At 63.9% G+C, this 13,038-nt stretch carries 11 protein-coding genes and 1 pseudogene; 6 read left to right on the top strand and 6 right to left on the bottom strand.

Annotation, left to right across the window (positions count from 1 at the left end; genetic code table 11):
- Window positions 1–368 precede the first annotated feature (368 nt).
- Complete coding sequence (locus tag OKW26_RS16180; RefSeq protein WP_429354378.1) at window positions 369–2,087, top strand: alpha/beta hydrolase; 1,719 nt, start codon at window positions 369–371, stop codon at window positions 2,085–2,087.
- Window positions 2,088–2,158: 71 nt separating this feature from the next.
- Here OKW26_RS16180 and OKW26_RS16175 read toward each other — a convergent pair whose 3' ends face one another.
- Window positions 2,159–2,887: a FadR/GntR family transcriptional regulator gene (locus OKW26_RS16175; protein WP_429354377.1), complete on the bottom strand. Its 729-nt coding sequence runs from the start codon at window positions 2,885–2,887 to the stop codon at window positions 2,159–2,161.
- 415 nt (window positions 2,888–3,302) lie between these two features.
- Here OKW26_RS16175 and OKW26_RS16170 point away from each other — a divergent pair, with 415 nt between their 5' ends.
- From OKW26_RS16170 to OKW26_RS16155, 4 genes are read left to right on the top strand one after another with little or no spacing between them, the layout of a single operon-like run.
- On the top strand, window positions 3,303–4,430 hold the full coding sequence (locus OKW26_RS16170) for a sugar ABC transporter substrate-binding protein (protein ID WP_184024175.1): 1,128 nt from the start codon (window positions 3,303–3,305) through the stop codon (window positions 4,428–4,430).
- A gap of 35 nt (window positions 4,431–4,465) precedes the next feature.
- Complete coding sequence (locus tag OKW26_RS16165; protein ID WP_429354376.1) at window positions 4,466–6,016, top strand: sugar ABC transporter ATP-binding protein; 1,551 nt, start codon at window positions 4,466–4,468, stop codon at window positions 6,014–6,016.
- Window positions 6,013–6,993, top strand: coding sequence for an ABC transporter permease (locus tag OKW26_RS16160; RefSeq protein ID WP_429354375.1), 981 nt, complete (start codon window positions 6,013–6,015; stop codon window positions 6,991–6,993). Before OKW26_RS16165 ends, OKW26_RS16160 begins: the two co-directional genes overlap by 4 nt.
- Window positions 6,990–7,976, top strand: a complete 987-nt coding sequence (locus tag OKW26_RS16155; RefSeq protein WP_429354374.1) for an ABC transporter permease — start codon at window positions 6,990–6,992, stop codon at window positions 7,974–7,976. The genes OKW26_RS16160 and OKW26_RS16155 overlap by 4 nt, the downstream gene beginning before the upstream one ends.
- 84 nt (window positions 7,977–8,060) lie before the next feature.
- Here the strand turns inward: OKW26_RS16155 and OKW26_RS16150 are convergent, their stop codons facing one another.
- On the bottom strand, window positions 8,061–8,285 hold the full coding sequence (locus tag OKW26_RS16150) for a hypothetical protein (RefSeq protein ID WP_018422453.1): 225 nt from the start codon (window positions 8,283–8,285) through the stop codon (window positions 8,061–8,063).
- 587 nt (window positions 8,286–8,872) lie between these two features.
- Here OKW26_RS16150 and OKW26_RS16145 point away from each other — a divergent pair.
- Entirely contained in the window at window positions 8,873–10,204 is a 1,332-nt protein-coding gene (locus OKW26_RS16145; protein WP_429354373.1) for an NRAMP family divalent metal transporter, read from the top strand.
- Between the two features lie 95 nt (window positions 10,205–10,299).
- On the opposite strand, the pseudogene OKW26_RS16140 reads toward OKW26_RS16145, so the two are convergent.
- From OKW26_RS16140 to OKW26_RS16125, 4 genes and pseudogenes are all read right to left on the bottom strand, one after another.
- A pseudogene (locus OKW26_RS16140) lies at window positions 10,300–10,518 on the bottom strand (acetylornithine deacetylase); the annotation flags it as partial.
- On the bottom strand, window positions 10,511–11,188 hold the full coding sequence (locus OKW26_RS16135) for a DUF1028 domain-containing protein (RefSeq protein WP_429354372.1): 678 nt from the start codon (window positions 11,186–11,188) through the stop codon (window positions 10,511–10,513). The pseudogene OKW26_RS16140 and the gene OKW26_RS16135, both read right to left, overlap by 8 nt.
- Window positions 11,189–11,198: 10 nt before the next feature.
- Window positions 11,199–11,630, bottom strand: a complete 432-nt coding sequence (locus tag OKW26_RS16130; RefSeq protein WP_429354371.1) for a RidA family protein — start codon at window positions 11,628–11,630, stop codon at window positions 11,199–11,201.
- Window positions 11,630–12,988 (bottom strand): flavin-containing monooxygenase, encoded by a 1,359-nt coding sequence (locus OKW26_RS16125; protein WP_429354370.1) that lies wholly within the window; start codon window positions 12,986–12,988, stop codon window positions 11,630–11,632. Before OKW26_RS16125 ends, OKW26_RS16130 begins: the two co-directional genes overlap by 1 nt.
- Between the last annotated feature and the right edge of the window lie 50 nt (window positions 12,989–13,038).

The following is a 13,038-nucleotide window of genomic DNA, read 5'->3' as shown; positions in this document are numbered from 1 at the left end:
GGGTTTCGAACCGCTTGCCACCGACAGGCCGGTTCATCGATGTTTGAACCCGATGCGCGCAGAGCGACGATGTTGTTCGGGGGACAGAAAGGTAAATACAATGCGACGCATGGCCGGTTTATCGTTGACGTTTTTTCGACGTAGGAGAAACATCGCACGAGATCGGAGCAGCCCCGTCCGTCCCGCTGCCCCCATGTGTCGCGTTGCGCGCGGTAATCAGGAAAACATCGTCGTGGCTGATCATGCGGCGGCATCGTCCATTACTGCCCTCCTGGCAGAGTCTGAATCAAGGCTGGTCGCGTCATCAACTCCCTTGCGGGTGACCCGCGGAAACGAGGTGCGAGTTGTGCCAATCCGAGCGAGCACGCATGCGGGACTCCCATGAGCCGGTAGCCGCCGGGCTTCGAAGCACGTCCTGGACGCCGACGCTCAGCGGCTCGCTGCTCGCGCTCGTGTTCTGGTGGCAGTCACTGACGCCGACACTGATTCCGCGGTCGTGGGGAACGCAAACCGTGGTCGGCGCGTTCTGTCTGGCCATCGGCTATGGGATAGGCACATTGGTCGGCCGCGGCGTGCATCGGCTGCTGGAGCGATGGGGGCGCGTGGTCGGCAGCGAGATCCGACGGCGCAGCTGGATCGTTCTGGCAGCGGCGTGGCTCATTGCACTATTCGTTGGCTCGAAGCTATGGCTCGGCTGGCAGAACGAGCAGCGTAGTTTCATGGGGATGGCGCCGATCGCCTGGTTCGACGCCGTGCTGGTGATCGTCCTATCGCCGTTGAGCGCGGTGTTGCTGGTAGTCATCGGGCGATTGACGGCGTGCGGTGTCGCCGCAGTCAAGCAGGTCATCCAGGGCCACGTGCCCCCGATCGTTTCGGTGCCGGCAACAGCGCTGCTCATCATCGTGATTGGCATGGCGCTCGCTCGCGGAGTGGCCTTTCCCGCCCTCACCACGGTCTCCAACTTCGTCCACGGGCGGGTGAACGAGAACACGACCGAGGGAATCGTGGCCCCCACGTCGCCGGCGGTGTCCGGCAGCAGCACGTCGTTCGTCGCATGGGACACCTTGGGCCGCATGGGGCGCGGCTTCGTGGCGACAGCGACAAACAAGCAAGAGCTCGCGAAGTTCCACGGGACTGATGCGAGACTGGTCGATCCGGTGAGGGTCTACGTGGGAGTGCGTTCCGCGGACTCCCTCGAGCAGCGTGCGCAGATTGCGGTCCGCGAGCTCGAGCGCGCCGGCGGGTTCGAGCGGAAAGTGCTGGTCGTGTGGATACCCACCGGCACGGGCTGGATAGTCCCCAAAGCCGCAGCTTCGCTGGAGCAACTGCACCGTGGCGACACGGCGATCGTGGCGATCCAATACTCTTTCCTGCCTAGCCGACTCGCCATTTTCATGGATGCTGGTCTCGCGAACGAGGCGGGTGTCACGCTCTTCAACGCGGTTCGCGCCCGATGGTCGATGCTCCCGCCGAAACGACGGCCAAAGCTCGTTCTGTTCGGCAAGAGTCTTGGCGCCGCGGGGGTGGAAGCGCCTTTCGTCGGGAAAGACGCCTCTGCCTCGGTGGCCAACATGATGGCCCGAACGGATGGCGTGCTGATCGTCGGCGCCAAACAAAGCAACCCGATCCATTCGCAACTCACTCGCGAGCGCGATAGCGGGTCGCCCTTCTGGCAGCCGATCTTCGATGGGGGGCGTTCGGTACGGTTCTTGAACCGCGATCCGCATCAGATGGCATTGGACACCGACTGGCCGGCCCCGCGAATCGTGTACCTTCAGCATCCGGCCGATCCGGCCGTGTTCTGGAGTGCCAGTGCGTTCTGGTGGCCGCCCGAATGGCTGGCTCGGCCACGTGGCTTCGACGTGCCTGACGCCATGCATTGGTTTCCCATCGTCTCGGGCGTGCAGGCGGTGGGCGATCTGATTCACCAACTCGGCGTGCCGGCGGGTTTTGGTCACAACTACTCGTCGGAGGACTACGTCAACGGTTGGGCCAGCGTGGTGCCTCCCGAGGGCTGGACGCACGCCGATACCGAACGACTGGCCCGGTTCCTCGACCAGATTGCCGGCGATGAATCAGAGCCGTGACCGAGCTGAAGGCGAACGGATTGGGGCGGTGCCGCTGCAGCTTGCGGCGCGCACCGCAGAACATGGTCTGGCTAACGCCAGGCTCGTGTGAACTCGCCGACCACGCGCGCCAGATGCGCCTGCATCGCCGTGCGCGCGGCGGTCGCATCTCGCGCCATGATGGCCGCAAAGATGCGCTGATGGTCATCCTGTGAAGCCGCCCGCAATGCGGGAGTATGAAAGTGCTCCTCGATCTTTTTCCACAACGGGTCGGCACGGGAGTTGTCCCACATCGCTGTCACCACGAGCCGGAGCATTTCGTTTCCCGTCGCCCGCGCGATCGCCAGATGGAAATCACGGTCGGCGGCCTCGTTCGCAGCCTTGTCGTCCATGTTTTCGCGCATCGCGCGCAACGCGGCGAAGAGCCGGTCGAGGTCTGAATCTTTGCGCTCGGTAGCGGCTAAGGCCGCGATCCCGCTTTCGATCACCGCCCGCGCGCGCAGCGTCTCGATCGGGCCCAGTCCGCGCGGCAGTTTAAACATGGCGGAGCGCGCCTGCGGCGCTTCTGCCACATAGATACCCGAGCCGACACGGACCTCGACCACGCCCTGCACTTCCAGCGCGATGATCGCTTCCCTCACCTGCGTGCGGCTCACGCCAAAACGCTCGGCCAGCGTGCGCTCGGAAGGCAGGCGCGCACGCGGCCCGACGTCGCCGGCGACGATCAGATCGTAGATCTGCTTCGCGAGCCCGACATAGGAACGGTCGGTCGCGTCCTCATCGGCGGCGCGGCCGGTTGGCATGTGCGAAAGATCGGCCATTCAGGATTCCCGAAAGCTTCGAAGCCGCCCAAGAATTGGCTCGAGTTCGCCAAAATGGTACACCAATTGCCGGCGTCAGCCTGCATCGACCTGACCCCGCGTTTGCCGCCCATCGAACCCGTACAGCAGGAGTTTCAGACTACTCGAATCTTCCCGCGACGCCGTGGTAAACCACTATCGCGCGCGGATTGGTATGCCAGTACTGTCAGACGTGACTGCGTTCGCGCCGGCCCTTCGTTTTGCTTCGAGGCGGCGCCGTTGAAGAGGTCATAGCGCTGCTTCGGCGAGTCCGAGTCAGCCCCCGCTGCAGCACATTCCGCAAGATTCCCTGCTTCACGCACAGAATTCGGCGGCGATCCATGACCGCCATGTTCGCCGGCAATCGGCAAGTTCAATCCAACAAAAGGGAGACGACATGCTTTCAGGAATCCAGGTGCTTCGAGCGGCGGCGACCGCGGCATTCACGCTGTGTGCAAGCGCGGCTTTCGCGCAGGCATCGTTCGTTTCAGGACCGTCCAGCGATCCAACCTGCATGGTCCCCTGGAAGAGCGACACGAAGTTCATCAAGTATCCGAAGAAGAACGGGCCCTACCGGATCGCACTCGTGAACGGCTATATCGCGAACACCTGGCGTATCCAGATGATCAAGACAGCCAAGGCCTATACGGCGCAGCCGGCCGTCGCCGCCAAGCTCAAGGAATTCAAGGTCGTCTCGACCGGCGAGGACGTGCCGGCGCAAATCTCGGCCGTCAACAACTTCATCGATGCCGGCTATGACGCGGTCATCGTGGACGCGCAAAATCCCGCCTCATTCGGCCCCGCGATCCGCCGCGCGAAGAAGGCCGGCGTCGTGCTGATCGCGTTCGACAACATCCTCGACAGCGAAGACGCGATCAACGTCAACGTCGACCAGTACGGGCTCGGCGTGCTGTGGGCCAAGTGGCTCGCGAGCCACCTGTCGAACGGAGGCAAGGTGCTCGAGGTTCGCGGGGTGGCGGGCACGTCGGTCGACACGGACCGGCACAATGGTTTCCTGAAAACGTTGGACGACACCGGCAAGAAGTGGAACGTCGTCCAGGTCTACGGCAAGTGGGACGACGGGGTCGCGCAAAAGGCCACCGCCGACGCGATTGCCGTGCAGGGCCATTTCGATGGAATTTCGGCGCAAGGCGGCGACACGGGAGTCGTGCGCGCGATGATCGATGCGAAACATCCGTTCGTGCCTTTCGGCGGCGAGACCGAGAACGGCTTTCGCAAGTTCTGCGCGCAGTATGGGAGCCAGGGCCTGAAGTGTACGTCGGCGGGCACCGGTCCCGCGCAGGTGGCCGTGGCGATCAAGACGGCGCTCGCCGCGCTGGACGGCCAGACGATCCCGGTCTCGATCAAGCTGCCGCTCGACGTCACCGACGATTCGAAGCTGAAGGCGGGCGTCAACTATTTCCCGAACGACTCCGACAACTTTTTCGTCGGCAACTCGTTTCCGACTTGCGGCATCAATTTCTCTGCGCAGGAAATCATGAAGCAGAGCCAGGGCAACCAGTGATCGGATGATGGCCGGGATGTGACCGGAGACGAAGCATGCTGCAGGATGCAGAGCAGCCGTTCTTTCAGATGTCTGGCGTGTCGAAAAGCTACGGCGGCGCCGTCGCGCTGGATCACGCTGAGCTCACGGTGCGCAGGGGCCGCATTCACGCGATCCTCGGCGAGAACGGCGCGGGCAAGTCCACGTTGCTGAAGGTGATGTCCGGCGTCGTACAGCCGGACGAGGGCACGATGCACTTCGATGGCCGGCAGGTCTCGTTCGCGTCGCCGGCCGAGGCGAACGCGGCCGGCATCGTCTGCGTCTATCAGGAACTGTCGCTGATCCCCGACTTGAGCGTGGCGGACAACATCTTCGCTTCGCACCCGCCGCGACGTTTCGGCATGATCGACCGCCGGGCCCAGCGCCGCCAGGCCGAGGAGGCGCTCGCCCGGGCGGGCGCCGCCGACATCAATCCGCTTGCGAAGGTCCGTGACCTGCCGCTGTCGCGCCAGCAGATGGTCGAGCTCGCGAAGGGGCTGGCACACGCGCCGCGCATTCTGATCCTCGACGAAGCCACCTCGGCGCTGACCGCGGCCGACGTCGCGCGCGTGATCGAGGTGCTCAAGCGCCTGCGCGAAGAGGGGCTCGCGCTGCTGTTCATCTCGCACCGGATGCACGAGGTGAAGGCGCTCGCGGACGAATGCACGGTCTACCGGAACGGTCGTCATGTGATGAGCTTCGAGGCGGGCACGCGCTCCGACAACGAGGTCGTCGAAATGATGATCGGCCGCAAGTACCAGCATGCGTTTCCGGCCAAACCCGCCGGCGACCGCAGTGCCGCTCCGGTTCTCGCCTGCCGTGATCTCGCGTGGAACGACACGCTGCAAGGCATCAGCTTTTCATTGCAGCCCGGCGAAATCCTCGGACTGGGCGGCCTCGACGGACAAGGCCAGCGCGAACTGCTGCTGGCGCTGTTCGGCGTGTTGCGCGGGTGCGCCGGCAAGATCGAGATCGACGGCAAAGCCGTGTCGATCGGCAGTCCGACGGCCGCGCGCGCCAACGGCATCGGTATGGCGCTGATACCGGAGGACCGCAAGACCGAAGGCTTGATGCTGCCGATGTCGGTACGCGAGAACCTGTCGTTTGCCGCGCTCGATCGCATGTCCACCGCCGGCGTAATCGATCGCGACCGCCAGCAGTCGCTCGTCGACCGGACGATGGAGCTGCTTGCGATCAAGTCGTTCAGCGTCGACGCGCCCGTGAGCTCGCTGTCGGGCGGCAACCAGCAGAAGGTGGTCATCGCGAAGTGGCTGATCCGGCAGCCGAGGATCCTGCTGCTCAGCGACCCGACGCGCGGTATCGACGTCGGCACCAAGCAGGAGCTCTATCAGCTGCTCAGGCGCCTCGCCGACGAAGGCGCCGCGATCTTGTTCTATTCGACCGACTACGACGAGCTGATCGGCTGCTGTGACCGTGTGCTCGTGCTGTACGAAGGCAGGATCAAGAAGGAACTCGTCGGCTCGGCGATCACCGAGCAGAACCTGATTGCCAGTGCACTGGACCTGCCCGTCGGACAGATTTCGCCTTCCACGGGGGTCGCGCTATGAGCGGGCTGCGTTACTGGTATGCGGAAAATCGCGGGGCCGTGTTCGCGTTCGGCCTGTTCGTGCTGATGTTCGCGATCTACCTGGTCAACTATCCGTCGGCGTTGTCGGCCAACGTGTTTCAGACGGCAGCGAACAAGGCGGTGCTGCTCGCGCTCGTCTCGATGGGGCAGGCGCTCGTCGTGCTGACGGCCGGCATCGACCTGTCGATCGGCATGACACTGGTGCTGACGAATTGCATCGGCTCGTGGATCGTCACGGGCGACGCGCTGCACAGCGCGCTCGGCATCGCCGGCGTGCTCGCGGCGGGCGCGCTGTGCGGCGCGCTGAATGCCGTGATCATCATTTTCGGCCGGCTGCAGCCGATCGTGACGACGATCGCGACGGGCGCCGTCTACTACGGCCTGGCGCTGCTGCTGCGCCCCGTGCCCGGCGGCTCGATCAACGAGGACCTCGCCGACGCGCTGACCGGCAAGGTCGCCGGCGTCCTGCCGGCGAGCTTGCTGATTCTGCTCGCGGCGACGCTGATCGTCTGGATTCCTTTCAAACGCTCGGCGGTCGGGCGCGCGGCGTACGCGACCGGCTCGTCCGAACCCGCGGCTTTTCTGTCGGGCATGCCGATCCGCCGCGCGAAGTTCGCCAGCTATACGCTGGCCGGACTGCTCACTGCGATCGGCGGCCTATTCCTGACGTTCTTCACCGACACCGGCGAAGCGAGCCTCGGCAGCGCCAACTCGTACACGCTGTTTTCGATCGCCGCGGTGGTGATAGGCGGCGTGTCGCTGCTGGGCGGCAAGGGCAGCGCGATTGGCGCGATCTTCGGCGCATTCGCGTTCCGCTCGATCGGCGACCTGCTGTTCGTGTTCAACGTCGATGCGCTGTGGCAGCCGCTATTCCAGGGTGTGATTCTTCTGCTCGCTGTCGCGATCGGCGCATGCGGGCTGTTCAGGGTACGCAACCGTCTGGAGTGGTTTCAATGAGCCACGTTTCAGCGACCGGCCGGACCACGTTCGTGTCGAGGCTCGCGCGCAGAATCGACAAACCGATCGTGATCGCGTTCGCGTGCATCGTCGCGCTGCTGCTCGTCGGCGGGATGTATTCGCGCAACTTCACGTCGCCGGAGTACATCCTGCTGCAACTGAAGGTCGGCGCGTTCCTCGGCATCATCGCGACCGGCCTGATGATGGTGATCCTGCTCGGCCACATCGACCTGTCGCTGCCGTGGACCATCACCGTCGGCGCAATGATGGCGTGCGCGGTAGCGGGGCACGGCGAACTCGGACGGATCCTCGCGATACCGGTCGGGATTGGTTGCGGCGTGCTGATCGGCGTCGTCAACGGCATCCTCGTTGCGCTGCTGCGCATTCCGTCGATGATCGCCACGCTCGCGACCAATGCGGTCGCACAGGGCATCATGATCGTCTATACCGGCGGATCGTCGCCGCAGGATTCCGCGCCACAGGTGATGCGATGGCTCGCGGCGGGCTGGCTCGTACCGGGCGTGCCGAATGCCGTCGCGCTATGGCTCGTGATCGGCGGCGCCACGGTGTTCCTGTTGTCGCGTACGACCTTCGGCCGCACGCTGTACGCGATCGGCAATACCGAACGCGCGGCGTATCTGTCCGGCATCAATACGCGGCTCGTGACCGTGGCCGCATTCGCCGTGTGCAGCGCCTTCGCGGCGTTCGGCGGCGTATTGCTCGCCGGTTATGCGTCGAAGGCAGCGCAGTCGATGGGCGATGCCTACCTGTTGCCGGCGATCGCGGCAGTCGTGCTCGGCGGCACATCGATTCTGGGTGGACGAGGTTCATACCTCGGCACCGTGGCTGGCGCGATCCTCATCACGCTGCTGCAGTCGATCCTTTCAGTTGCGCAGATGCCCGAGGCGGGACGTCAGATCATCTACGGCGCGGTGATAGCGGCAATGTTGCTGCTGTATGGGCGCAGCAAGCGGGAAGCGTAGGTTTGAGTCGATCCGCTGGCGCGTCCTCCCGGCCCACCAACGGCAACGGCTCCAAGCCTCTCGACTACCCTGCCAAGCGCAAGCTCATCCATGAGCATCCACCCACGCGCGCGCCCAATCCAGGCCTGCATGGTGGGCTTCCTCCTCGCTATCGAATAGTCCCAGAATGCCTGATGCTTCGATCAGCTTTCCGCCTCGCGTAATGGTTCCGCTCGCCGCATAGCGCTCCGGTTGCAGGATGCCTTCGCCTTCCTGCTGAAGGATGGCATGCCCCCACAACGTGTACCCGTCGTAGTCGATCGTTTCCATTAGCGCACGACCCTGACGGATGCGGCGCGAGTCGTCACTCGAAGCATGTTCGCGCGTGCCTCTGGTGGATTCCAGACCTCAGCGTAGTCCGATGCGTGCGCGCCCGTGCAAGGCGTCATGATCAGAACCGTGAATCCTGTCTTTTTCAAGATTTCTCCTTTCCAGCGATTTTCTTCAGCGGCTCGTCGCTACTTTCACTTTGTCCGGCACCTCCGGCATCCCTACCGAAGCAGGTCGGGAATTCAGGCAAACGCAGCGAGTCAGCTGCGGTGCAGTATGGCCGAGTGTGTCATTCACCGCTTTGAATCCGTTTCGATTGCCGCAGCGCGGAAAAGACGCCTGGGCATTGAGACCTCACTTGCGGGGAGCTATCGCGGAGACTGGTCGTTCGCTCGCCGCGGTCGACGAGCGTTTCGCGCTGGTCGGCGCGGGTTGAAGATGTGACATTGTATCGTCAGCCTGAGGGAGTCCTGATAGTCGCCCCCGATAGCGTCACATCCGCTGTATATGTAAGCCGCGAAACGAGTCGACGAAGGAACGTTTCGTGCGAGCGCTACAGCATCCCTGGTTTCCCGACGGTCAGGCGAATGCACTCTTCCCCCGACAGGGGCACCGCGCCCCGCGCCGCACAAGGTAGTACGCACGCTGCCTCGTCGCAGCCCGCCCGCTCGTGGGCCGCCGATCTCGGGCCGGGGCTGGCAAGTCTCGGCTGCGATAACGATCCCAGCGGTATCGCCACATATTCACTCGCGGGCGCGTGGTACGGCTACGACCTGCTGTGGACCTGCGTGCTGTCGTATCCGTCGATGGTCGCGTTGCAGCTGGTCTCGACGCGTGTCGCCGCCGTCACTGGACATGGCCTGACCGCGAACATGCGCGCGCACTATTCGCCGGTGTTCTTCTATTTGGCGGTGGCGCGGTTCGTGATTGCCAATACGCTGAATATCGCCGTCAATGTGATGGCGATGGCCGCGGTCGTGCAACGCTTCACTCATGGGCCGCTTTGGTTGCTTGCCCTCGCATGCGGTTGCACCTCGATTGCGTTGCAGTGGTTCATTCCCTATGCGCGCTATGCGCAGGTGCTCAAATGGTTGATGCTGCCGATGCTCGCGTATGCCGGCGTGCTTCTGATCGTCGATGTGCCGTGGCACACGGTCGTGCTGCGCTCGCTCGTGCCGCATGTCGAGTGGAAAGAAGATTTCGTCACGATGCTGATGGCCGTACTCGGTACGACGATGAGTCCCTATCTGCTTTTTTCGCAGGCCGAGCAGGAAGCGCAGGAAGAACATCGACAGCACGAACAGCACGCGTCGCGAGGCGATCGACGTTCGTCAGAGCAGCTTCGCCGGGCGCGCATGCAGACCTTGACGCGCACCGCGCTATCGAGCGTGGCCGCATTGTGCATCATGATTGCGGCTGCGGCGACGCTGCATGGTGCACAGACGCGGCCCGGCGAGCCCATGGAGCTTTCCAGGGTGCTCGAACCGCTAGTGGATGGCTACGCCGGCACACTGCTGGGGCTTGCACTGATCGGCTCAGCGCTGCTCGCCCTGCCTTCGCTTGGGGGTTCCGCTGCGCAAGCGGTCGCGAGTTCGTTCGACTGGCCCCACGGCCAACGGCGTGATCGGCGCATTGCTGTTCTGCTCGTTGCGCTCGCGGGGCTCGGGACGCTGCTTGGCGTTGCGCTCGGCCTATGGCACGTCGACCCTGTCAAGGCGCTGTACTGGAGCGCCATCGTCAACGGTATGACCATTACGCCCGTGCTGGTGCTTCTGGTGCTGCTGAGTGCGAAACGAGAAGCGGTCGGCGAAATCGTCGCGCACTGGTCGTTACGCGCGCTCTGCTGGCTCGCGACCCTGATCACCGGTGTGGTCGTGGTCGCGCACTTCGTGCTCGAAGTGGCGGAGCGCGTGTCCTGATGAACCCCTCACGCCCGATTTGCACCGCAGACGCGCAGGCTACCTCACGCTTTTGAGACGTTCAGCGAGGCGAGCGAACATCGCGTCACACCATGGGTATGCCCGGACAGCACGATGCCCCCATGCTCTCGCGGACCGATCGTGGCGAACAGGTTGGCCTTGGTCCGCTCGGCGTTATGGAACAGCTCGCTGTCCACACCTGGATCCGCGAGGTATTGCTGCACGAAGCCGATCAGTTCCAGATTGGAGTCGCGGCTGACAGTCGCAAAACCGATCAGCCGTTCGAGCAGCGCACGGCTCGACAACTCACTCATCGCCGGGCACTCCGTAGCTCGGCGCCGCGGTTGGATTCAACGCGCGTGCGATGTAGTCCCGCATCTGCGGCCGATACGCTTGCCAAAGCGCGGCAAGTTTGCCGATCGGATCGTCGTCGGCCCAATCGACACGCAGATCGACGCTCGGCCAGACGTGTGTATCGACGATCTTCAGAGCCGCCGAATGCACGGGCCCTGCTTCTCCGCCAGCTTCGACGGCCGCATGCATCGCGTGCAGCAGACGATCGGCGAGCGCGCCTTGTGCGCTCTCGAACGCTTTCACCATCGCGTCGATCACCGGCTTGCCGGCGAGCAGATTGCCCGCTGCCACACACTGATTTCCCGCGACGGCGTGATGCACGCCGAGTGCTTCCTTGCCGGTGAACATCGCGGTCCGCCCCTCACTGTCGACCACCGTCACCTGCCGGTATTCGCTCCATTCGCTCGCGCCTAGCGCCCGTTCGAGCGCCGTATCCGCCGCGATACGCCCACTTTCCAGCAGATCGAGAATCTGCGGCCCGAGCGCGGGCTGCGTCACGTTCTGCGTCGCCACCGCACCGACGCCCGCGCGCGCCCACGGACACCTCGCACCCACCGCAATGCTCGACGAACTGATCGCGATACCGAGCTGACCGGTCTTGCCACAACGTCCGACGATCGAGAATGTCATGGATAGCTCCTCACGCCTGAGATGGCTTCCAGTTGTCCGGAATCACGGCGATCACGTCGATTTCCATCAGCCATTGCGGCTGGCCGAGCGCGCTGACGCACAGCCCCGTCGAAATCGGAAACACGCCCTTCAGCCACTTGCCGACTTCCTGATACACCGGCTCGCGATAACGAGGATCGATGATGTAAGTCGTCGTCTTGACGATATGCGACAGGTCGCTGCCGGCTTCCTCGAGAAGTTGCTTGACGTTCTTCATCGCCTGCTCGGCCTGCGCGCGCGGATCGCCGAGACCGACCAGGTTGCCGTCGAAATCCGTACCGACCTGGCCGCGCACATAGACCGTATTGCCCGCGCGAACCGCCTGGCAAAGATCGTTATCGAGCGACTGGTTCGGGTACGTATCCTTCGTATTGAACATGCGGATGCGGGTATGCGTAGGCATCAGTTCACTCCCACTTCTTTGGTCTTCGGCGCGTGCGATTCGTCGCACGCGGTATCGGTTGGATTCGCGCCGTGCACGCCGCGCGCGTCCTGCCGACGCTGCGACGCGTCGCGATACGCGAGGTATTTGCGCTGCGTGACGATGTGATCGGCGATGTGCTTTGCGTCGTGCCAGACGCCCCAGATAAACGACGACGCGCGCCGCGACAACCACGGCAAGCCGAGGAAATACACGCCCGGTTCCTTCGATACACCGCGCTGATGCTGCGGCTTGCCCTTATCGTCGAATGCGTTCACGTGCAGCCAGCTGAAATCGACGGCATAGCCGGTGGCCCAAATGATCGTGCTCACACCCGCCTTCTTCAGATCCAGTTCCGGGAGCGGATGCGTCACGCACTCCGGGTCGGGTGGAATCAGGCGTGCGTCGGGGTCTTCCGGCAGGTCCGCGCCGTTGCGCTCGACGTAGTCGTCGGCCGCGTCCAGTAGCGACATCAGGTTTTCGTCGCCACGCTTCAGATTGGCGGCGAGGTCCTGTTCGAACGTCGCAACGCCATTCGCGAACGATTTCGTCGTGCCGACCAGCGTCATGCCCTGATGAGCGAGCCTGCGAAAATCGATGGTCTGGCCGCCGTACGCGCCGCTGACGGCAATGGTCACATGCTCGCGTCCCGGCACGGCGACTTCCTTGTCCCATTCGCCGAGTACACCCAGCCACCAGCAGAAATCGCGACCGCGATAGGCGCGCGGCGGACGGTCGTGCGCACCGACGGACAGATAAACCTTGCGGCCCGCGCGTTGCAGTTCGTCCGCGATCTGCACGCCGGACGAACCCGCGCCAACCACGAGCACCGCCCCTTCGGGCAGCTGCGCCGGGTTCCGATAGTGGGCCGAATGAAGCTGCATGAGCTCGACGCCCTGTGGCGCGATGGGGGGAATGACGGGCCGCTGGAACGGCCCCGTCGCAACGACCACGCGACGGGCTTCGATCGTGCCATCGGACGTTGCGACCGTAAATCCTGCCCGGCCCTTCAGACGCTCGACGCTCGTGACTTCGACGCCCGTGCGGATCGGCGCATCGAACTTGCGCGCATAGGCCTCGAAGTAATCGGCGACCTGATCCTTGGCGGCGAACCCATCAGGATCGAGTCCTTCGAACTCCATATTAGGGAAGCGGTCGTGCCAGGCGGGACCATTGGCGACCAGTGAATCCCAGCGGCAGGTACGCCAGCGTTCGGCAATGCCGTCGCGCTCCAGCACGAGATGGGGTACGCCGAGTTTGCTCAGGTGTTCGCTCATTGCCACGCCAGCCTGACCCGCGCCTATGACCAGCGTGTCGATCGACAATTTTTCAGCCGACATGGCCTTCTCCTTCTGAAAAGCGCTCTGGATTCAGGTCACTCTCTCTCTTC

It is taken from the genome of Paraburkholderia sp. 32, assembly GCF_050435345.1.
GTDB lineage: Bacteria > Pseudomonadota > Gammaproteobacteria > Burkholderiales > Burkholderiaceae > Paraburkholderia > Paraburkholderia tuberum.
This window is presented reverse-complemented; position numbering and strand designations above follow the sequence as displayed.